The sequence below is a fragment of the Mesorhizobium sp. PUT5 genome, from assembly GCF_052216645.1.
In the GTDB taxonomy this organism is placed as follows: domain Bacteria; phylum Pseudomonadota; class Alphaproteobacteria; order Rhizobiales; family Rhizobiaceae; genus Mesorhizobium.
Genome location: NZ_JBQOSO010000001.1, coordinates 254,403 through 275,362, shown reverse-complemented (window position 1 = coordinate 275,362; position 20,960 = coordinate 254,403). Strand labels below are relative to the sequence as shown.

Sequence of the window (20,960 nt, the reverse complement as noted above, 5' to 3'; positions counted from 1 at the left end):
GCAGCTGCGCGACCCTAGCGTGAATGAGTGTCACTTGGATGTCACTGATTTGAGATACGCGGCGCCATGGCCTCGCTGAAACAGGAACTTCGCCAGTTCGGCGCCTTGCCGCTTCATTTCGAGCGAGATGGTACCCCCCACGTCTATCTCGTTACGTCTCGGGGAAGCGGCCGGTGGATCATCCCGAAGGGCAATCCCATCCGCGGCCTTGCCCCGCATAAGGTCGCTGCGCGCGAGGCCCTGGAAGAGGCAGGCCTTGTCGGCCATGTTCTTCGCGACTGCATCGGAACATTTGTATTCGACCGCCGCCAGAGGTCGGACATAATCTGTCGTGTCGAGGTCTACCCGCTCCTCGTTGAACGGCAATTGCGGCGCTGGGCGGAGGCCGGCCAGCGATCGGTGCAAAGCTGCGATCTTACGACTGCGCTTTCCCTCGTCACCTCGCCGGGCCTTTCAGCCCTGATCGAACAGTACATGACCCGCCGGCTTTCGGGCGCTTTCCTGCCGGCGCGGACCAATCCGATTGCCGCCTAGCTGCGCCCGGTGCAGGAGTGGAAAGGCGGCCGTGGCCGCCTGTTACCGCTTGGGATATCAGCGCCTGGCCAGGAAATCACCCTCGCCATTGTCGCGCTCGATGGCGTGACGATCCCCGTCCGCGAAGACGCCTCGCCAGCCTTGCTATGGATGGGCCGGGCATTGCGATTTGTGCTAGGCTACCGTTCCTTTCGGGCGGGTCCGTTCTGCGGGCGAGCGCGTGATGCGCGTCATCCGGAGGCGTTTCCGGTGAAATCGGAAAGGTCGCGGTTATGCAGGAAGCGCGGACGGGACCGATGCGGGAAGCAGAGGCGAAACAGCCCTTGCTGTTTGCCTCCATTCGCGGCTGGAGCGGCAAGGACCTGGGCGGCGACGCCTTCGCCGGCCTGACGCTGGCGGCCATCGCCATTCCCGAGCAGATGGCCACCGCGCGTCTCGGCGACCTTTCCCCGCAGGCCGGTTTCCTGGCCTTCCTGGCCGGCACCATGGCCTTCGTGCTGTTCGGCGCGAGCCGGCACATGTCGGTGGGAGCGGATTCCACCATCACCCCGATATTCGCGGCCGGCCTGGTGCTCCTGGCCGCCTCGGGATCGCCGCATTACGCCGCACTGGCGGCGCTGCTGGCGCTGATGGTGGGCGCCACGGTGACGGCCGCCGGGCTGCTGCGGCTCGGCTGGGTCGCCGACCTGCTCTCCGTGCCGGTGACGGCCGGCTTCCTCGCCGGCATATCCGTCCATATCGTCGTCTCACAATTGCCGGAACTGCTCGGCCTTCCCGCCGGGAGCGGCGACGTCTTCCATCGCCTCGCCGCGGTCTATGAGAAGCTTGGCGGCATCAATCCCTTCAGCGCCGCCATCGGCATTTCGGTGTTCGCCGTCGTGGCGCTGAGCGAGCGCATCAGCGCGCGCATTCCCGGCGCGCTGGTGGCGCTGGCGGCGGCGACGCTGGCGGTCGGCGCCCTCGACCTGCCGGCGCGCGGCGTCGCGGTCCTCGGCACGCTTCCGGCTGCGGCGCCGGGGCTGCATCCGCCGCAGGTGACGTTCGGGGACATGCGCACGCTGGTGCCGCTGGCGCTGCTGGTCGCCATCGTCGTCATGGTGCAGACGGCGGCCACCACGCGCTCCTTCGCCGGCGCAAAAGCTTCGGGCGCGGACGACGTCAACCGCGATTTCGTCGGCGTCGGCGCCGGAAGCCTGCTTTGCGGCCTCGTCGGCGCCTTCCCGGTCAATGCAAGCCCGCCGCGCACCGCCATCGCGGTCGAGACGGGCGGGCGCTCGCAGGCCGCCGCCCTGCTTGCCGCAGCCATCGTGCTGGCGCTGATCCTGTTCGGCGCCGACCTTCTCAAGAACGTGCCGCAGGCAGGGCTCGCCGGCATCCTGTTCTTCATCGCCATGCGCATTTTGCGCTGGCAGACCTTTACGGCAACGCTGCGTCAGGCTCCCACCGAATTCCTGCTGATCGTCGTCACCGCACTCGCCATCGTGGCGTTGCCGGTCGAGATCGGCGTAGCCATCGGCATCGGCCTGTCGCTGCTGCACGGCCTGTGGACGATCACGCAGGCCAGGGCGATCGAGTTCGAGCACGTGCCGGGCACCTCCATATGGTGGCCGCCCGACGGGGAGCCGCGGGGCGAGCGCGTCGGCGGCGTGCTGGTGGCGGCGTTCCAGGCGCCGCTGTCCTTCGTCAACGCAGGCCGCTTCGGCCAGGATTTCCGCGCCATGGTGAGCGAGCGCGCCGGCAGTCTGAAGCATGTCGTGTTCGAGGCCAGCAGCGTCATCGACATCGACTATACGGCGGCCCAGACGCTGCGCGACATCATCGCCTATTGCCGCGGTGCCGGGATCACTTTCTCGATCGCGCGGCTGGAATCGGTTAGGGCGCAGAAGGCGTTGCGGCGCTACGGCATCACGGCCATGCTGGGCCAGGCCGGTGTCTATCGCAGCGTCGACGACGCCGTGCGCGCATTGACGGCCGCCGCGACGCCGGCCGCCGGCAGCAAGGAATGAGCCATGTCAACGAACGTCCTCCCCATCCTGCACACCGTTTCCGTAAAGGCCCTGCGCCCGACCCAGATGACCGTCGGCATGCGCGAGGTGGCGCTGAAGCGCAAGGACCTGCAGAAGATGACGACCGGCAGGACCGGCACGTTCCTGGGCGGCCATTCCCTCCCCGCCGTCATCGGGCCGAAGGGCCGCTACCATATCGTCGACCACCATCACCTGGCGCTCGCTCTGCGCCAGGAGAGCATCGAGCAGGTCCTCGTCACGGTCATCTGCGATCTTTCCGCGCTCGACAAGGACGCCTTTCTCACCGTGCTCGACAACCGCGCCTGGATGCATCCGTTCGACGCCTCCGGCAAGCGCAGGCCCTATGGCGAGATTCCCAAGACCCTCGACAAGCTCAGCGACGACCCCTTCCGCAGCCTCGCCGGCGAAGTGAGGCGCCTGGGCGGCTATGCCAAGGACACGACGCCCTTCGCCGAATTCCTGTGGGCCGACTTCTTCCGCCGCCGCATGGACGCGCGCGACCTGAAGGACGATTTCGACAAGGCGGCCGGAGAGGCCCTGCAACTGGCCAGGCGCGGCGCCGCCGGCTATCTGCCCGGATGGAGCGGCCCGGACCAGTGATCAGGCGGCATTGCTGCCTCGGCAGGAGCCGGCGACGGCGCGGCGGCCACGGAGTGGTTCAGTGCCACTGGACGCGGTTCTTCCAGAGCTGCCCGGCCTTGTCGTGCCAGTATCCGAACCGGTCCGGCCCGGCCTTCGCAATCGTCATCAGCGCCAGTGCCGCGGTTGCCTCGACGATCTGCACGGCCCGGTCGTCATCGGCGGTGCCGTTCCAGACGGCCCGCCAATATTCATGCGAGGAAAGCGGCAGCCGCGGCTGCGGTCGCGGCGCGCCAAAGGGCTTGAGGCGCATGTCGCCCGGCTCCCCGCCCACCAGCCTGTGGATGGTGACGGAGCGATGGGGAATCCATTCGGCAACGTCCCGGCTGCTGCCGATCACCGACAGTTCCCCGTAGCCGAGCAGCATGGCGGTGTCGCGGTGCAGTTCGCTATAGGCGGGCTGGGCCACGCCCAACAGGGCGGCCGGCGCATTCAAAGGGTTCAGGAGGTGTACCGCGCCGTTGACCGCCGAACGCGCCTCGAACAGCGCATAGAGCGAAAGCAGCCCGGCCATCTTCGGAGAGAAGGCCGGCAGAGGCAGGAAGGCGATCCTTCTATGCTGCAGGGCAGCCTCGGCCTCGGACAGCGAGAGGCAGACGGGAATGCGCAGCGCCTCGCAGGCGAGTTCCAGCTTGCCGCTGGCGTCGTCGGCATAGCTTCCATGCAGCACCACGCGGTGCCCGGCCATGGCGACGAGGCAGGCGGCCTGCAGGAACCAGGGCGTGCGCAATGACCGCGGCGACAGATAGGCGGGCCAGTCGAGGTCGGCCAGGGGCGCGGCTGGCGTGGCGGCCTGCACCTCGCCTCGTGCAGCCCTGACGATGCCGGCCATTTCCGGCGCCGTCTCGCCGCGATAGCTCAACAGGCGCAGCAAGGCACCGATCTGCATGGGATCAGCCTCGCCCTGCAGGATCAGCGAGAAGGCGTCTTGCGCCTCTTCAAGCGAAAGCGGACGCGAATTGCCGGCCTTGCGGCCGATGATGGCGATGTATTTCGCCAGACGGCGGCGCGGGTCGTTCTCGGCGTCCAGCCTTGCCAACTGGCGGGCAAGCTCTTCCGGAGAGGGCTGGTCGTCGAGCAGAAGCGACGGCCGGATCGCAAGCGGCGGGGCCTCGACCAGCGGGCGCCGCTTCCAGCTTTCGGCCACCGCCGCGGCATTGCCCGCCACGCGCGGGCTCTCGGCGTCGAGCAGCGCCTCGGCCTCGGCGGCCAGCGCCCGCAGGCGGCCGCGCAGCGTTTCCGCGCGCGGGGTCGGTATCAGCCCGCGCGCCGAGCGGACGAGGAGCTTGTCGCCGAACATGCCCCGCGCCTGGGCGAGCATCCGGCTCATGGCGGCAGCGCTCAGACCCATGCGCGCGGCCGCCTTGCCGACGCTGCCTTCCACAAGCAGGCAATCGAGCGCGACCAGAAGCCGCAGCCGGCCGAGATAGGATGCGGGCGCCGCGCTTGCGTCCTCGACCGCAGGGTACCGGCCGCTTTGCTCTGCCGCCCCGCGCCCCGCCAAATGGCGCTTCGGCGCCTCGTCCGGCGCCTGCCCGCCCGCCTCCGGCAGGCCGGCTGCGGGCGCAGTCCCGGTTTGCATTTTCCGCAATTTGGAATCGTTCTTAAACATGAATGTTGACCTCAACTTATCCTGATAAATAAGAGGAGTGGAAATCTCAACTTTTATCGGGGGTAGATGGAATGATATCCGGATCGGGCGCGCGCCCTGCCGATCTCGCACAGGCGCAAGGCGCCGCGGCCCAGCGGCCGGCCGACCCCAAACGCGTGGGTCCTGCCGCCCTGCTCGGCGCAGTCGCGCTCTCGGCTTGCGTGGTCGCTCAGGCGCGCGATGCCGCGGCCCAGCAGGCGGGCGACACCGTGCTGGAGCGGATCGTGGTGACGGCCACCGGCTTCGAGCAGAACGTGACCGATGCCCCGGCCAGCATCACGGTCGTGCCGCGCGAGGAACTGGAAAAGGGCTCCTACCGCGACCTGACCGATGCCCTGCGCAGCGTCCAGGGCGTGACGGTGACCGGCGCCGCGGGCGAGCAAGACATCTTCATCCGCGGCCTGCCCGGCACCTACACGCTCATCCTGGTCGACGGCAAGCGCCAGAACACGCGCGATGCGCGCACAAACGGCAGCTCCGGCTTCGAGCAGAGCTTCCTGCCGCCGCTCTCGGCCATCGAGCGCATCGAGGTGGTGCGCGGGCCGATGTCCTCGCTCTACGGTTCGGATGCCATGGGCGGCGTCATCAACATCATCACCCGGAAGGGCGCCGATCGCTGGACCGGCTCCTTCACCGTGGACGGGACGCTCCAGCAGCATTCCCGGTACGGCAATTCCGGGCAAGCCTCGTTCTACGCCAGCGGACCGTTCATCCCGGAATTGCTGAATGTGCAACTGTGGGGCCGCGGCCTGAAGCGGCAGGAAGACGCCATCGTCACCGGCACGCCGGCGTGGCAGGACATGGACCTGACCGGCCGCCTGACCTTTACGCCCAATGAAGACCACGACATCGTGCTGGAAGCGGGGCACACGCGGCTGCGGCGCGAGTCCACCTACGGCAACACCGTGGCCGAGGCGGGCGGCGACACCTACAACTACAACGACCGCGACCACTGGTCGCTCAGCCATACCGGCCGCTGGGGCTGGACGACGTCAGAGCTCTCCGTCTCCCAGGAGGTGGCGCAGCGGACCAACTTCAACTGGGACAACGCCAGCTCGGCTTTCTCCGAGAACCTGCGCTCGCCCGAGATCCGCAATACGGTGGTGGACGGCAAGTTCACCACGCCGTTTGAACTGCTCGGCCGGCACACGCTGGTGACCGGCGGCCAGTTCATCGACGCCAGCCTGACCGACCAGAACCCCGGCCGGCGCACCGACCTCGACGAGAAATTCGGCGTCCGGCAGTGGGCGCTGTTTGCCGAGGACGAATGGTGGGTCACGCCGGACCTCGCCTTCACCGGCGGCATCCGCATGGACGACCATCAAATCTACGGAACGCATTTCAGCCCGCGCGGCTATGCCGTCTGGCACGCCACCGACCAGATCACCCTGAAGGGCGGCGTGTTCGACCGGCTTCCGGGCGCCGGAGATTCGCACCGTGGCGCCGGGCTATGCCTACACCACCGGCGGCAAGGGCTGCAGCTACGGTCCGGAAGGCACCTGCGGCGTCATCATCGGCGACCCCGACATCAGGCCGGAAACGAGCACCAGCTACGAGGTCAGCGCACTGTGGGACAGCCTTTCCGGCTTCCGCGCCGGAGCCACCTATTTCTACACCGATTTCAAGGACAAGATCTCCAACGCGCTGGTCTACAATGCCGACGGCAGCATCGCGCGCTGGAGCGAGGACCGCAACTACCGGCTCTGGTACAGCTACAACATCGATGCGGCCGTGATGCAGGGCGTGGAACTGACCGCCGACTGGGAGGCCACCGACACCATCACCCTGCGCGCCAGCTACACCTACACCGACTCGGAGCAGAAGACGGGCGACTATGCCGGCTTCCCGCTGACCCGCACACCGGCGCACATGGCCAATCTCCGGGCCGACTGGATCACGCCGCTGGACGGCCTGAGCGCCTGGGCGGCAGCCAATTATCACGGCTCCGAAACCAATGCCGGCCTTCGCATCGGCTCCGCCGGCAAGCCGGTCTACAATGCGGCGGGCACGGTCGTGGCGCGTAAATACGATCCCTACGCCACGGTGGACTTCGGCCTGACCTACGACTTCAACGAGAACGCCACGCTCAACGCCGCCGTCTACAACCTGTTCGACAAGAGTGTCGGCGTCGATGACTTCAACACCGTCGTGGAAGGACGCAGGCTTTGGGTCTCGCTGACGTCCAAATTCTAGCGGGAAGCACCCGGCGGCCGGCGTTTCGCCGGCTGCTGGTCGCCGCCGGCCTGGTGCTCGCGGCGCTGTCCGCTTCCGCCGCAAGCCAGGAAAGGCCGATCGTGACCGACGCCTTCGACATGACCTCGGCAAGCGGCGTCTCCTACCGCATCTTCACCGCGATGCCGGCGGGCGAGGCGCCGGCGGCGGGCCTGCCGGCGGTGTACCTGATCGACGGCAACAGGATGCTGCCGATCGCGCGCGACCTCATGGCCGCCGATCCGGCCATGGCCGCCGTTCTTGTCGGCATCGGCTATCCGACCGAAGAGCGCGACGAGATCGTCGCCCGGCGCTATTTCGACCTGACGCCGGAGACGCCCGCCGGCCTCATTCCGCTGGCACCCGGCGCCAGCCCGCCGAAGACGGGCAACCGCGACGCCTTTCTCTCCTTCATCGACAATGAGTTGAGGCCGCGCATCGAGCGCGCCTTTCCGGTCGACCGGACGCGGCAGACCCTTTTCGGCCATTCGCTCGGCGGCCTTTTTGCGCTGCATGTGCTGTTTGCCCGGCCGGACGCCTTCCAGACCTATGTCGCGGCGGATCCCTCGATCTGGTGGAACGGCCGCTCGATCCTGGAGGAGCAGGCCGCCTTCCTCCGGGAACGGCAGGGAAAGGCGGCCGGCCTGCGGCTGCTGATCGAGACCAGCGGGAAGAAGGCCGTCCGTCCCGGAGCCGGCACCTCCGAGGCCGAGCGGCTCAAGTCAGTGCGCGGCGGGCCGGGCGGCCGCGCCGTCCACGAGGCGCTGGGTACCGTTCCCGGACTTCAGCGCGCCTTCCGCACCTTCCCCGAGGAGAGCCACGGCAGCATGATCCCGCTGACGGTTGCCGACGCTCTGCGCTTTGCGCTGCTTGGACAGGACCCGCCTGCGGCGGCAGCAGGAAAACCCGACTGAGCAGACGGGCGCAGCACCGTCGACATCAACATCGAAAGGCAGATCATGACCCCGACAATCCGCAAATTCGCAACCGCCTTCGCCCTCGCCGGCGCGCTGGGCCTGGCGGGCGCTCCGGCCCTGGCCGACAACGTCATCGTCAAGCATGCGCAGGGCGAAACCGCCGTGCCCCAGAACCCGGGCAAGGTGCTCGTCTTCGATCTCGGCGCGCTCGACATACTCGACCGGCTGGATGTTGCGGTGGCCGGCGTGCCGGGCGGCGTCAAGCCGGACTATCTCAAGAAATATGGCGGGGACGACTACGCCAAGATCGGCACCCTGTTCGAGCCGGACTACGAGGCGGTCAGCGCGGCGGAGCCCGACCTCATCGTCATCGGCGGACGCTCGGCAGCCAAATATGGCGAACTTTCGAAGATTGCGCCGACCATCGACCTGACCGGCGACGCCAAGGACTTCATCGGCTCGGTGGAGCGCAACGTGACCACGCTCGGCCGCATCTTCGGCAAGGAAACGGAAGCCGCCGCCGAGATCGAAAAGCTCGATGCCTCGATAGCCGCGCTGAAGCAGAAGGCTGAAGGAAAGGGCAAGGGCCTGCTCGTTCTCACCACCGGCGGCAAGATCAGCGCCTACGGCCCGGGCTCGCGCTTCGGCGTGCTGCACGACGCTCTCGGCGTCGAGCCGGCAGCGCCCGATCTCAGCATCGGCAATCACGGCCAGCCGGCATCGTTCGAGTTCATCCTGGAGACCAATCCCGACTGGCTGTTCGTCATCGACCGCGACGCCGCCGTCGGCCGCGAGGGCCAATCCGCACAGCAATTTCTGGACAACGAACTGGTGCGCCAGACCACCGCATGGCAGAAGGGGCAGGTCGTCTACCTCAATCCCGCCAACTGGTATCTGGTCGGCGGCGGCCTGACCGGCCTGCACCAGTCTATCGACCAGATTGGGCAGGCCTTCGACAAGTCGTCCTGATCGAAACAGTCGATCGAGCCGCCGCCAGCCTCACACGCAAGCTTCGCGGGCCGCCCGTCCAGACGGGCGGCCGCGCCGGTTCAGGAAACGGTTCCGTCCCTTGAAAGCTCTCGCCGCAGCCGCCGTCCTTGCCTTGCTGGCGCTGGTCAGCGTCTTCGTCGGCGTCAGCGACGTGTCGCTCGACACGCTGTTCGGCGCCGGCGCCGACGGGCGTGCCGCCCAGATCGTCCTGGCCAGCCGCGTGCCGCGCACGCTCGCCCTGCTGCTGGCCGGCATGTCGCTGGCTGTGGCCGGCATGATCATGCAGATGCTGGTGCGCAACCGCTTCGTGGAGCCGTCGACGGCCGGCACCACCGAATCGGCCGGGCTCGGCATCCTCGCCGTCATGCTGGTGGCGCCGCAGACGCCGGTCTTCGGCAAGATGCTGGTGGCCTCGGCCTTCGCCATGGCCGGCACGGCGCTGTTCCTGCGCATCCTGAAGGCCGTGCCGCTGCGTTCCGTGCTGGTGGTGCCGCTGATCGGCATCATGCTGGGCGGCGTCGTCAATGCGGTGACCACCTTCATCGCCTACCGCTTCGAACTGCTGCAATCGCTGAACGCGTGGACCACGGGCGACTTCTCCGGCGTGCTGCGCGGCCGCTACGAGCTGCTGTGGCTGTCGGCGGGGCTGACGGCGCTGACCTATGCCGCCGCGCATCGCCTCACCGTCGCCGGCCTCGGCGAAGATTTTTCCACCAATCTGGGTCTCGGATACCGGCGGGTGCTCGCCTTCGGCATGGCCGTGGTCTCCATGGTCACGGCCGCCGTCGTCGTGACCGTGGGCATGATCCCCTTCCTCGGCCTGGTCGTGCCGAACGTGGTCAGCCTGGCCATGGGCGACAACATGCGCCGTTCCCTGCCCTGGGTGGCCATGCTGGGCGCAGGTCTGGTGCTGGCCTGCGACATTGTCGGACGCCTGGTGCGCTACCCCTACGAAATCCCGATCGGCACGATGATGGGCGTGGTGGGCAGCGGGCTGTTCCTCTATCTGCTGCTCGGAAGGCGCAGGCAGCTTGGTTAGGACGATGGCACTGCGTTCGCGTCCGGCCGCGGTGCTGGCGCTGCTTGCGCTGCTGGCCGCCGCGCTGGCGGTCGCCTTCATGACGGTTGGCGTGAAGGGAAGGTGGGACTTCGTGCTGCCGTTCCGCGGCACCAAGCTGGCGGCGATGCTGCTGGTGGCCTATTCCATCGCCGTCTCCACGGTGCTGTTCCAGACGATCACCGGCAACCGCATCCTCACCCCCTCCATCATGGGCTTCGACGCGCTCTACATGCTGATCCAGACGCTGGTGGTGTTTCTGTTCGGCTCGGCGCAGCTCGCCCAGGCCGGGCCCAGCGTCATGTTCGTGGTCGAAGCCGCCGCCATGGTCGGCTTCTCGGCCATGCTCTACCGCTGGATGCTGTCGGGCGAACTGCGCAGCCTGCACCTGTTGATGCTGGTCGGCATCATCTTCGGGGTGCTGTTCCGCAGCCTGTCGAACCTGATGCAGCGCATGATCGATCCCAACGAGTTCGCGGTGCTCCAAGACCGCTTCTTCGCCAATTTCAACACCATCCATGGCGAGCTTCTGCTGATCGCGGCCGTGCTCGTGCTGGCCGCCTCGCTGGCCGCCTGGCGCCTGTTCCACACCTTCGACGTGCTGGCCCTGGGGCGCGAGACGGCGATAAACCTCGGGCTGGCGCATAAGCGCACCGTCACCGCCATACTGGTGCTGGTCACCGTGCTGGTCTCGGTGTCGACGGCGCTGGTCGGACCCGTCACCTTCTTCGGCCTGCTGGTGGCCAATCTCGCCTACCAGCTTGCCGGCACATCGCGCCATGCGGTGGTGCTGCCGGTTGCCGTGCTGCTGGCGGTGATCTGCCTGGTGGGCGGGCAGCTCGTGCTGGAGCGGGTGTTCTCCTTCAATACCGCGCTCTCCATCATCATCGAGTTCCTGGGCGGCATCACCTTCATCGCCCTCATCCTGCGGAGGACCGTGCGTTGATCGAGGCAAGCGACGTCACCAAGGCCTATGGCGAGACCGTGGTGGTGGATTCGGTGACGCTCGCCCTGCCGGCATGCGGCATCACCTCAATCATCGGTCCGAACGGCGCAGGCAAGTCGACGCTCCTGTCGATGATAAGCCGGCTGTTGCCGATGGACCGCGGCCGCGTGCTGGTCGACGGGCTCGACGTCGCCACGACGCCCGGCGACGTGCTGGCGCGCCGGCTCTCCATCCTGCGCCAGGACAATTCCATCGCTTCGCGGCTGACGGTGCACGACCTCGTCACCTTCGGCCGCTACCCCTATTCGAAGGGCCGCATGACGCCGGACGACCGCGGCCATGTCGAGCGGGCCATCGCCTATCTGGGGCTGGAGGACCTGTCGGAACGCTTCCTCGACGAATTGTCGGGCGGCCAGCGCCAGCGCGCCTTCGTGGCCATGGTCCTGTGCCAGGACACCGACTGCGTGCTGCTCGACGAGCCGCTCAACAATCTCGACATGAAGCATGCCGTGACCATGATGAAGCTCTTGCGCCGCGCCGCCGACGAACTGGGCAAGACGGTGATGCTGGTGCTGCACGACATCAATTTCGCCTCCTGCTACTCCGACCACATCGTGGCCATGCGCAACGGCAAGGTCGTCCACCAGGGCCCGCCGGAAGCGCTGATCCGGCCCGAGATACTGAGGGACGTCTACGACCTCGACATCCGGGTCGAGCTGATGGATGGCCAGCGCATCGGCATCTATTACCGCTGACGGCGCCGGGGCATGACCCGCCGGCCGGTCAGCGGCGCGAGAACTGGATCGGCACCGTCAGCCGCATCGAGGCCTTGGCGATCTCCGGCGGCGGCGCGGGGATGGGCGACGCCCGCTGCACCAGCGCCACGGCGGCGGTGTCGAGCGCGGCATCTCCGGACGACTGGACAAGCGATGCGCCGGTGACGGCGCCGGTCGGGTTGATGGTGAACTGGACCATGGCGATACCGCCGGCCCTGGCGCCGGTCGGAAAACGCTTGTAGCGGTTGAGATGCGCGTTGACCCGCGCCTGCCACCTGGCCGGAGAAACCGAGCGCCCTGCGCCTGCGCTGGGTGCCGGCGCGGCGGCGCGCGGGGCTGCCTCGGCTGCCTTCTGCGCCGCAGCCGCGGGCGGCGGCTTTCTGACCGGCTTGACGACCGGCTTTTCGACCGGATCGCGCTCTTTCACCCGGGCAGGTTCGGCCGGCCTGGGGCGCGGCTGCGGAACCGCCATCGCCACTTCGGGCAGCGGCACGTTGACCGGATCGGGAACGACTTCGGCAATCTCTTCCTGGTCGACCGGAACGCTCTCGGCGACATCTTCGACCACGGGGTCGTGCACCGGCGCTTCGGCGACGGCCTGCTCGGCCACCTCTGTCTCGACCGTATCGGCCGCCTCTGTCTCGGCCTGCTGGGCCTCGACGGCCTCCGGTTGGGGCACCGGCTCCGCTGTTTCGGTTTCCTCCACGGCCTCGGACTCCGCGCTGTCGACCAGATCGGCTTCGTCGAGCGGCACCGCTTCGGGCGCGACCGCCATCGGCGCAAGGTCGATCATAACCGCCGAGGCGGGCGGTTCCGATGCGAAAGGCTCTGGCGCGCGATTGTAGGCGTACCATCCGATGGCGGCATGTGCGGCAACGACCAGCGCTGCCGCCGCCGACCAGAGGATCGCGTCCGACCCTCCAAACTCGGGAGAGGGCTTTTGCGCATATGAAGCCGCCATGGTCATCGAACCGGCGAAGCGCTGCCAGCGTCGGGAACCGTTTCCAGTCCGACAAGGGCGACCTTGAGATAGCCTGCGCCCCTGAGCAGGTTCATGACATCCATCAGGTCGCCGTAGGCGACCGCCCGGTCGGCGCGCAGGAAGATGCGCTGCTCGGTATCGCCGTCGGTGGCCCGGGTCAGCGCCTGCTGGAATGCCGTGCGGGCAACCGCATCCTGACCGATCGCCAGCGACAGGTCGTCCTTGACGGTGACATAGAGCGGCTTGTCGGGTTTCGGCGCCGGCGTGGCCGTCGAGGCCGGAAGGTCCACATTCACGTCCACCGTCGCCAGCGGCGCCGCCACCATGAAGATGATCAGGAGCACGAGCATCACGTCGATGAACGGGGTCACGTTGATCTCGTGGCTTTCCTGAAGGTCGTCCTCGCCGAACCCGTCCCTTATGCCGCCAGCCATATCCGCTCCTATTGCCCCGCCATGACGGCCGGCGACGCCGGCGCCCGCCGCCGATCGAGATCGCGGCTGACCAGACGCTGGACGCCGGCTGCAGCGTCGCCAAGGACTTGCCGATAGCCGGCAATGGAGCGGGCAAAGACATTGTAGATGACCACCGCCGGAATGGCGGCGACGAGGCCGAGCGCCGTTGCCAGAAGCGCCTCCGCAATGCCGGGCGCGACCACGGCCAGGTTCGTGGTCTGCGCCTCCGATATCCCGATGAACGCGTTCATGATGCCCCATACCGTGCCGAACAGGCCGACGAAGGGCGCAGTCGAGCCGATGGTGGCGAGAACGCCCGTGCCCATGCCCAACCTTCTGCCGGTCTGGACCTGAAGGCGGGCGAGACGGGACTCGACACGCTCCTTGACGCCCGACGGTTCCGCATGGTCGAGGCTCGGGGCGGAGACATGCATTTCGTCCGCGGCGGCACGCACGAACAGGGCCGCGGGGCCGGTGCGCCGACCCAGTTGCTCCACGGCTTCGTCGAGCGAACGTGCGTGCAGGATGGTGCGCAGGGCGCCGCGCAGCCGAAGCTTCGCGCCCGCCAGTTCAAGCGACTTGGCCAGCCAGACGGTCCAGGTGACCAGCGAGGCGAAGACCAGCCCGATCATCACCGCCTTCACCACCCAGTCGGCTGCCATGAACATGCCCCATGGCGACAAATTGCGGGGTAGCTGCGAGGCCCCTTCCTCGATGCGAGCGGCTGCCGAGGCTTCCTGCTCCGGCTGGGAAAGGACGGTCGGCGCGCCGACGCCGTCTGCAGTCGCGGAAGGCGCGGCATCCGATTGCAGCGACGTGCCGCCCGCAGCGGAGGGAGCAGGCTCGGCGGCCGGCGCAGGCGCATTCTCCGACGGCCGGGAAGCGGAGTTTTCCGACAAGGACGGCGGCGCCGCACCCTCCTGAGCCGATGCGCCGCCCGCCGGCAAGATCGGGATCGCAGCCAGCAGCAACGTTGCCATGCCGCCGGATATCTTCAGCATTCTCAAACAGTGCACCGTCTCTCTTCCTCTCTGCGCCGCAAGGGCGAGCCGGGACGCCAGCCGCCGACAAGCCTTCTCGACGGCCGGCCAACAGCGGCCGCGGCATCCGGTACCATTCATGACTATTTTTATCAAGAATAAAGCGGCACGCGCTGTATGACGGTTTTGGAGAGCGGCGGCTCAGTTCAGCAGCTTGGACCTCGGGTCGGACGCCGTCTTTTCCGTGGCGGCGGAGTGGTCGAATTGAGTGGCGTACAATCGCTTGTACAAGCCGTCGGAGAGCAGCAGCTGGTCGTGAGAGCCCTGCTCGACGATGCCCGATCTGTCGATGACGACGATATGATCCGCGTGGCGTATCGTCGCCAGCCGGTGCGCGATCACCAGCGTCGTGCGCCCTTTCGACAGTTCCGAGAGCGACCGCTGAATCTCACGCTCCGTTTCGGTGTCGAGCGAGGACGTCGCCTCGTCGAGGATCAGGATAGGCGGATTCTTCAGGAATATGCGGGCGATCGAAAGGCGCTGCTTCTGGCCGCCGGACAGCTTCACGCCGCGCTCGCCGATGATGGTGTCGAGCCCTTCCGGCAGGCTGTCGATGACCTGTTCGAGCCGGGCGCGGCGGGCGGCCTCGCGAATCTCGGCCTCGGAGGCGTCGAGCCGCCCATAGGCGATGTTCTCGCGCAGGGTTCCGCCGAACAGAAACACGTCCTGCTGCACGATGCCGATCTGCGCGCGCAGCGAGGCCAGCGTCATGTCGCGGATGTCGATACCGTCGATCGTCAGCGCGCCCGACTCGATTTCGTAGAAGCGCGGCAGCAGCGAACATATCGTCGTCTTGCCGGCACCCGAAGGACCGACGAACGCCACCGTGTCGCCAGCCGAAATCTCCAGGTTGACATGCTCCAGCACCCGGCGCTCGCCGGAATAGCCGAAGGACACGTCGCGATAGGCGATATCACCATGCAGGCGGCTCACGGTCTTCGCACCCGGCCTGTCGGCGATGTCCGGCTCCATGTCGAGCAGTTCCAGATAACGCTGGAAGCCGGCGATCCCCTTGGGATAGGTTTCGATCACCGAGTTTATCTTGTCGATCGGCCGGAAGAAGACGTTGACGAGCAGCAGGAAGCCGACGAAACCGCCGTTCGAAAGCTCGCCGTTCAACACGAAATAGCTGCCCGCGATCATCACCACGAGCTGGATCAGGCGCATGCTCATATAGCTGAGCGAGGTGCTGGCGGCCATAATCCGATAGGCCGCGAGCTTGGTCCGGCGATAGCCCGCATTGTCCCGGGCGAAAAGGTCGCGCTCATGGTCTTCGTTGCCGAAGGCCTGCACGACGCGCATGCCGCCGAGATTCTCTTCCAGCCGCACGTTGAAATCGCCGACGCGCCTGTAGAGCGCCTGCCAATTGCGCGTCATGCGTGCGCCGTAGCGGCTGGTGACCCACGCCACCATCGGCACGATGGCAGCGGTTATCAGCGCCAGCTTCGGATTGACCATGAACATCAGCACGAAGGCGCCCAGGAACGTCATGACCGCGATGAACAGGTCTTCGGGACCATGATGCGCGACCTCGCCGATCTCCTCCAGATCCTTGGTCACGCGCGCCAGCAGATGGCCGGTCTTGTTGTTGTCGTAGAAGCGGAACGAGAGCTTCTGCAGATGGTCGAAGCTCTTGCGGCGCATCTCGGTCTCGATGTTGATGCCGAGCTTGTGGCCCCAATAGACCACCACCGCCATGAGGCCGGTATTGACCAGATAGACGACAAGCAATCCTATCGTCGCCAGCAGGATGGTCACCCATTGCTGTGTCGGCAAGAGACGGTCGATGAACAGCTTGACGGCCATGGGAAAGCCGAGCTCGAGCAGGCCCGCAAGCACCGCGCAACTGAAGTCGAGCAGAAAAAGCCCCTTCCAGGGCCGGTAATATTCGATGAAACGGCTAAGCATGGCTTTCGGCTGTGTATGCGTTGCGGAAACGGCGTCCGATCAACCGTCGTTACGGCGCGCGGTATCACCCTCGAAGCCGAAACGCCAGTAGGCGACCGCCAGGTGCTGTTCGCGCGCCAGCTCCCTGTCCTTGCGCAGATAGGCGCGGATGGCACGGAAACTCTTGTGTTCGCACCCCGCCCAGGCAAAGACGCGACGCTCGTCCCCGGGCCAGCGGACCTGCCTGACCGCATCCTCCAACAAGGTCGACTTGCCGGGTTCCACGCCATTTCTATGCAGCCACTGGATGTCGAGCGCTGCCGCCGACGCCAGATGTTGTTCCTCGTCGCGGTCGGCGACCTCGATGCGAACCACGGCCTGCGCATGGGCCGGCAGGCTTTCCACTATGCGGCCGATCGCCGGCAGGGCGGTTTCGTCGCCGGCCAGCAGATACCAGTCGGCTTCCCCCACGGTTCCGCCACCGGGACCGGTCATGCCCACGACGTCGCCGGCGGACGCGCAGGCCGCGAAGCGCGCACCCGGCATGTGATCGCCTTCATGCAGCACGAAATCGATGTCGACCTCTCCCTTGTCCACGTCGAGGCGGCGTATCGTATAGATGCGCACGTCCGGCCGCAGTTCTCCCTGCGGCCATGCCGGCCTGCCGTCCTCGCCGGTCACCGGCCATGCGGGAGCGGCGCCTGCCTTCGGCAGCAGCAGGCGGACGTGAAGCCCGCCGCTGGCGAAGCGGCCGAGATCGTTGCCCGAAAGTGTCAGGCGCCGCATGCGCGGCGTGACGGAGACGGCGCGCACGACCCGCATCTCACGGAAATATGGCAGCGGTTGCCCGGCGGCGCCATCGCCCTGCCAGACGATGCGGGGGCTTTCGGCCGAAGCGAAATGAAGCAGGTGCTCTGCTATGGCGAGCTTGACATAGGCGAGGGAGGCGTCGTCCCTGCTCTCGGCAAAAACCTTCAGGCAGCGTTCGCAGGCCTCCAGGCTGGCCGAGCCGAAACCGGTGTCGATGCGGCTGCAGGCCCCCTGGACGGAAACGTCGCCATGCTCGGCAAAGTGTGCGCAAAGCCGCTTCATGATGTCCTGCGGGCAGGACAGCACGATTTCGGCGGAAGCCTTGAAATTCCTCGGCATGTCAGCCATGGCGCGGTATTCCTTTTGCAAGCAGGTAAACCAGGTAGGGGCCGCCGATCAGCGAGGCGAACAGGCCGACCGGCAATTCGTATGGAAAGGCGGCCATGCGCGAGAGCCAGTCCGACACGATCATGAGGACCGCGCCGGCCAGCGCCGCGCCGGCCAGGTGGGCACGGGCGCGCCCGAAGCCGATCAGCCGGGCCAGATGGGGGGCGATCAGGCCGATGAAGCTCAACGGTCCGACGAACATCGCCGCGATCGCCGTCAATACTGCGCACAGAACCACCAGCATAAGGCGCGCGCCGGCGACCGGAACACCCAGCGCCCGCGCCGCGGCGCTGCCGAGCGGAAGGATGTCGAGCCAGCGGGCGACCGCAAACAGCGGCACGGTCAGCACGGCCAGCGCGCCAAAGGCCGTCCATGCGTCCATGCCGGATGCCTGGCTGGTGGAACCGCTCAGCCAGCGCAGCAGCATATAGGATTGCATGTTGCCCATGGCGATCGCGGCAGTGACGAGGGCGCTGCACAGCGCGCTCATGGCGATGCCGGCCAGCAGCAGGCGCTCGGGGCCGAATTGCGCCCGCGCGGCGACGGCCAGCATGGCGATGAGCGCCACAAGCGCACCGAGGGCGGAGCCGGCAAGCTGCCAGCCGAGCCCGGCGGTGGCACTGACGGTGAGCACCGCCGCAAGGCCGGCGCCGGCGGCGGTGCCGACGCCCAGCACCTCCGGGCTTGCCAGCGGATTGCCGGTGATGCGCTGGATCGCCACGCCGGCCGCGGCAAGCATGGCGCCGGCTGCCGCAGCCACGCCGATGCGCGGCGCGCGCCAGGTGGCAAGGTCGGCGAGCGCGGCGCCATGCGCGACCGTCCAGCCTCCCGGCCCACGCCCGAGAAGAAGGGCGGCCGCTGCCGCGAAAAACGCCACCGCCAGCATCAGGGCGATGACCGGCCAGGGCCTGCCCAGCTTGCGCAGCGGCGTGGCGGCGGCGCTCAGGCTCGGCCATTCGAACATGCGCAGCCGCGGCAGGAGCCAGAGCAGCACGGGGCCGCCCAGAAGCGCCGTGCCGGCGCCGGTCGGGATGCGTTCGCCGCCGGCGCCGGCCGCGAGTTGAACCAGCCCGTCGGTCAGCCATAGCAGGATGGCGCCAATCAGCGGCGCCGCCAACAGCTTCTGCCGCAGCGAGCGCGCGCCCGAAAGCGTGGCCAGCGCGGGTGCGGCAAGGCCGACGAAGCCGATGACGCCGACTTCGGCGACGACCGTGGTCGCCATCCAGACAGCCAGCGCGATGATGAGGAACCGGCTGGCGTGGCGCCCCACGCCGAGGTTGCGCGCCGAGGCGTCGTCGAGGCCCAGAATGGTCAGCGGGCGCAACAGCAGCATGGCACCGCCGGCACCGATCAGCAGCCGTACCGCCAGCGCCACGCTCGGCCCCCAGCCCTGCTGCACCAGCGAGCCGCCGCCCCAGATGAACAGCGAGAACAGATAGTCGCCATTGGCCAGGATGAGCGCGGCGCTGACGGAACTGGCGGTCAGGGCCACCATCATTCCGGCGAGCACGACGGACACCGGCTCCAGCCCGCGCCGCCATGTCAGCGACAGCACCAGCGCCACCGCCGCAATGCCGCCGGCAAACGCCACCATCCCCTGCGACCACGCCATCAGCGCGGGCGCATGGAGCGTCGCCGCGGCCATGGCCAGTTGGGCGCCGGCCGAAATGCCGAGCGTCGAGGGTTCCGCCAGCGGGTTGCGCAGCACGCGCTGCAAAAGAAGCCCCGACAGGCCGAGCACCGCACCGGCCAGCACCGCCACCGCCGCGCGCGGCAACGTGCTGTAGAGCAGGATGACCCGGTCGAGTTCCAACCCGCCGGTCGGAACGCTCGGCGGCATCCTCATGTGCCAGGCAAACAAGAGGGCGGCGGCAAACGCCATCGCGCTCCACAGAGCAAGAGGCGGAGAAACGCGTTCAGCCATCGGCCTGCTCGCGCAAGGCCGCCGCGGCAAGGCGCGCGAAACGCCGCGCCGACGGCAGGCAGCCGAAATGATTGACCGGCTCCAGAATGGAGACCCGCCCCTCGCGCACGGCCGGCAAGGCGTTCCACAAGGCGTTTTCGGGCAGCGTCCGTCCGACATCGGCCGGCAGCGGCGCCACGATCAGGATAGAGGCGTCGGGCACAAGCGCCAGCGCCTCCAGTCCGACCGGGGCGGCGGCACTGTAGCTGGTCTCGTCGATCCACGCATTGGCCACGCCGAGCCGCGAAAGCACGTCGCCGAACATCGAATCCCGGCCGAAGGCGCGGAAATGGCGCGAATCTCCGAGGCTGATGACGAAGACGGGCCTTTTGGCGCCGGCGGACAGCCGGGCATGCAGCCGCTCCATTTCGGCCGCCGTCCCGGCGACGTAGTTGCCCGCCTCGGTCCGCCGCGAGAGCTTTTCACCGAGCGCGAGCGTGGCTTGCTCGGCCAGAGCATAGGGCGGCGTTCCGGGCTGGTAGACGGTGTGCGAAAAGACCGGCGCGATCCGCTCCAGGAGGCCGCGCTGATACTCGTAGAAATTGGAGATGACGATGAGGTCGGGCGCAATGATGCGCAGCAGTTCGTAATTCGGCGTGCCGCGCAATCCGAGATCGGAGACGGCCTGCGGCACCACCGGTTCCACCGCCATCTTGCGGAACTGGACGAGTTCGGTCGCCGCAACCGGCTCCAGACCCAGCGCAATCAGGGTCTCCAGCATGCCCCAGTCGATCGCGGCGACGCGGACCGGCGTCGCCGATCCGGCCGTGACGGGCGCCAGCAGCGCGGCGGCCGCAAGCCCGAGCACATGGCGTCGATTGGGCCAAAGCTTCATTGTCAGAGCACGTAGCCGATCGGGCCGCCGGTGACCGGGTGGGGGATGATGCCCATGGCGAGCCCGTAGATCTCGGCAAGCACGTCGCCGTGAAAAATCTCTTCCGGTACGCCTTGCGCGACCACCTTCCCGCCACGCAGCGCGATGATCTCGTCGCAATAGCGCGCGGCCATGTTGATGTCGTGCAGCACGATGAGCACGCCGATCTCGCGCTCGCGGCTGAGCTTGCGCACCAGCGACAGCATTTCGACCTGATGGGCGACATCCAGCGCCGATGTCGGCTCGTCGAGCAGGAGGCAGCGCGTATCCTGCGCCAGCATCATGGCAAGCCAGGCGCGCTGGCGTTCGCCGCCGGAGAGGCTGTCGACCAGGCGGCCGGAGAAAGCCTGCAGGTCGGCCTGCGCCAGGGCCTGTTCGACCTTTGCATGGTCGGCGGCGGAGAAGCGCCCCAGCGTTCCGTGCCATGGGAACCGCCCCAGCGCGACCAGTTCGCGCACCGTCAGGCTTTCGGCCGGCGGCGTGAATTGCGGCATATAGGCGACGTGGCGGGCGAAGTCGCGATCAGCGAACCCGGCAAGCTGCCGGCCGAGAAGGCTGATCGCCCCGCCGCTCGGCTGCTGCTGGCGGGCCAGCATCTTGACGAGCGAGCTCTTTCCCGAACCGTTCGGCCCGACGAGGCCGTAGATGCGCGCCGGCGCAAGCGTCAGGTTCGTCGGCTCGACGATCAGGCGCCCGCCGATGGAAAGCGTCGCCCCGTCGATCCGGTAGAGCGGCATATCCCGAGCCCCGGCGTTCACGGCGGCTTCCCAAGGCGATGCGGGAGCGCGATCACGCCCTCCCGCCATGCCGCGCC

The 20,960-nt window shown here is 67.7% G+C and carries 17 protein-coding genes and 1 pseudogene; 9 read left to right on the top strand and 9 right to left on the bottom strand.

Annotated features, from left to right (window positions below; all coding sequences use genetic code 11):
* The first annotated feature begins 66 nt into the window (after positions 1–66).
* From ACTDI4_RS01265 to ACTDI4_RS01255, 3 genes are all read left to right on the top strand, one after another.
* Positions 67–534, top strand: a complete 468-nt coding sequence (locus ACTDI4_RS01265; RefSeq protein ID WP_442839399.1) for an NUDIX hydrolase — start codon at positions 67–69, stop codon at positions 532–534.
* A gap of 296 nt (positions 535–830) precedes the next feature.
* Positions 831–2,540, top strand: a complete 1,710-nt coding sequence (locus tag ACTDI4_RS01260; RefSeq protein WP_442839398.1) for a SulP family inorganic anion transporter — start codon at positions 831–833, stop codon at positions 2,538–2,540.
* Positions 2,541–2,543: 3 nt separating this feature from the next.
* Positions 2,544–3,161 (top strand): ParB-like protein, encoded by a 618-nt coding sequence (locus tag ACTDI4_RS01255; RefSeq protein ID WP_442839397.1) that lies wholly within the window; start codon positions 2,544–2,546, stop codon positions 3,159–3,161.
* A 58-nt stretch (positions 3,162–3,219) separates the two neighbouring features.
* On the opposite strand, the gene ACTDI4_RS01250 is transcribed toward ACTDI4_RS01255, so the two are convergent.
* Positions 3,220–4,782: a glycosyl transferase family protein gene (locus ACTDI4_RS01250; protein ID WP_442839396.1), complete on the bottom strand. Its 1,563-nt coding sequence runs from the start codon at positions 4,780–4,782 to the stop codon at positions 3,220–3,222.
* Positions 4,783–5,012: 230 nt separating this feature from the next.
* On the opposite strand from ACTDI4_RS01250, the pseudogene ACTDI4_RS01245 reads away from it, so the two are divergent.
* The 6 genes and pseudogenes from ACTDI4_RS01245 (at position 5,013) to ACTDI4_RS01220 (ending at position 11,727) form a co-directional block, all read left to right on the top strand.
* Positions 5,013–7,044, top strand: a pseudogene (locus ACTDI4_RS01245) (TonB-dependent receptor domain-containing protein).
* Entirely contained in the window at positions 7,017–7,976 is a 960-nt protein-coding gene (locus ACTDI4_RS01240; RefSeq protein WP_442839395.1) for an alpha/beta hydrolase, read from the top strand. Before ACTDI4_RS01245 ends, ACTDI4_RS01240 begins: the two are co-directional and overlap by 28 nt.
* A gap of 45 nt (positions 7,977–8,021) precedes the next feature.
* Positions 8,022–8,948 carry a siderophore ABC transporter substrate-binding protein gene (locus ACTDI4_RS01235; protein WP_442839394.1) on the top strand — a complete coding sequence of 309 codons (927 nt, stop codon included), beginning with the start codon at positions 8,022–8,024 and terminating at the stop codon, positions 8,946–8,948.
* 100 nt (positions 8,949–9,048) lie between these two features.
* A complete protein-coding gene (locus ACTDI4_RS01230; protein ID WP_442839393.1) occupies positions 9,049–10,008 on the top strand; it encodes an ABC transporter permease in 960 nt (319 codons plus the stop codon).
* 10 nt (positions 10,009–10,018) lie between these two features.
* Positions 10,019–10,972, top strand: a complete 954-nt coding sequence (locus tag ACTDI4_RS01225; protein WP_442839466.1) for an iron chelate uptake ABC transporter family permease subunit — start codon at positions 10,019–10,021, stop codon at positions 10,970–10,972.
* The gene (locus ACTDI4_RS01220; protein ID WP_442839392.1) at positions 10,969–11,727 is read left to right on the top strand and encodes an iron ABC transporter ATP-binding protein; all 759 of its coding nucleotides are present in this window, start codon (positions 10,969–10,971) and stop codon (positions 11,725–11,727) included. The genes ACTDI4_RS01225 and ACTDI4_RS01220 overlap by 4 nt, the downstream gene beginning before the upstream one ends.
* Before the next feature lie 28 nt (positions 11,728–11,755).
* Here the strand turns inward: ACTDI4_RS01220 and ACTDI4_RS01215 are convergent, their stop codons facing one another.
* The 8 genes from ACTDI4_RS01215 to ACTDI4_RS01180 form a co-directional block, all read right to left on the bottom strand.
* Complete coding sequence (locus ACTDI4_RS01215; protein WP_442839391.1) at positions 11,756–12,709, bottom strand: TonB family protein; 954 nt, start codon at positions 12,707–12,709, stop codon at positions 11,756–11,758.
* A gap of 2 nt (positions 12,710–12,711) precedes the next feature.
* Positions 12,712–13,164, bottom strand: a complete 453-nt coding sequence (gene exbD, locus ACTDI4_RS01210; RefSeq protein ID WP_442839390.1) for a TonB system transport protein ExbD — start codon at positions 13,162–13,164, stop codon at positions 12,712–12,714.
* A gap of 8 nt (positions 13,165–13,172) precedes the next feature.
* Positions 13,173–14,186 carry a tonB-system energizer ExbB gene (exbB, locus tag ACTDI4_RS01205; protein WP_442839389.1) on the bottom strand — a complete coding sequence of 338 codons (1,014 nt, stop codon included), beginning with the start codon at positions 14,184–14,186 and terminating at the stop codon, positions 13,173–13,175.
* Positions 14,187–14,366: 180 nt separating this feature from the next.
* Positions 14,367–16,133 carry an ABC transporter ATP-binding protein gene (locus tag ACTDI4_RS01200; protein ID WP_442839388.1) on the bottom strand — a complete coding sequence of 589 codons (1,767 nt, stop codon included), beginning with the start codon at positions 16,131–16,133 and terminating at the stop codon, positions 14,367–14,369.
* Between the two features lie 39 nt (positions 16,134–16,172).
* A complete protein-coding gene (locus ACTDI4_RS01195; protein ID WP_442839387.1) occupies positions 16,173–17,270 on the bottom strand; it encodes a DUF2218 domain-containing protein in 1,098 nt (365 codons plus the stop codon).
* Positions 17,263–19,233 (bottom strand): Fe(3+)-hydroxamate ABC transporter permease FhuB, encoded by a 1,971-nt coding sequence (fhuB, locus tag ACTDI4_RS01190; RefSeq protein ID WP_442839386.1) that lies wholly within the window; start codon positions 19,231–19,233, stop codon positions 17,263–17,265. Before fhuB ends, ACTDI4_RS01195 begins: the two co-directional genes overlap by 8 nt.
* The gene (locus tag ACTDI4_RS01185; RefSeq protein ID WP_442839385.1) at positions 19,226–20,107 is read right to left on the bottom strand and encodes an iron-siderophore ABC transporter substrate-binding protein; all 882 of its coding nucleotides are present in this window, start codon (positions 20,105–20,107) and stop codon (positions 19,226–19,228) included. The genes fhuB and ACTDI4_RS01185 overlap by 8 nt, the downstream gene beginning before the upstream one ends.
* Before the next feature lie 2 nt (positions 20,108–20,109).
* On the bottom strand, positions 20,110–20,883 hold the full coding sequence (locus ACTDI4_RS01180; RefSeq protein ID WP_442839465.1) for an ATP-binding cassette domain-containing protein: 774 nt from the start codon (positions 20,881–20,883) through the stop codon (positions 20,110–20,112).
* Positions 20,884–20,960 lie beyond the last annotated feature (77 nt).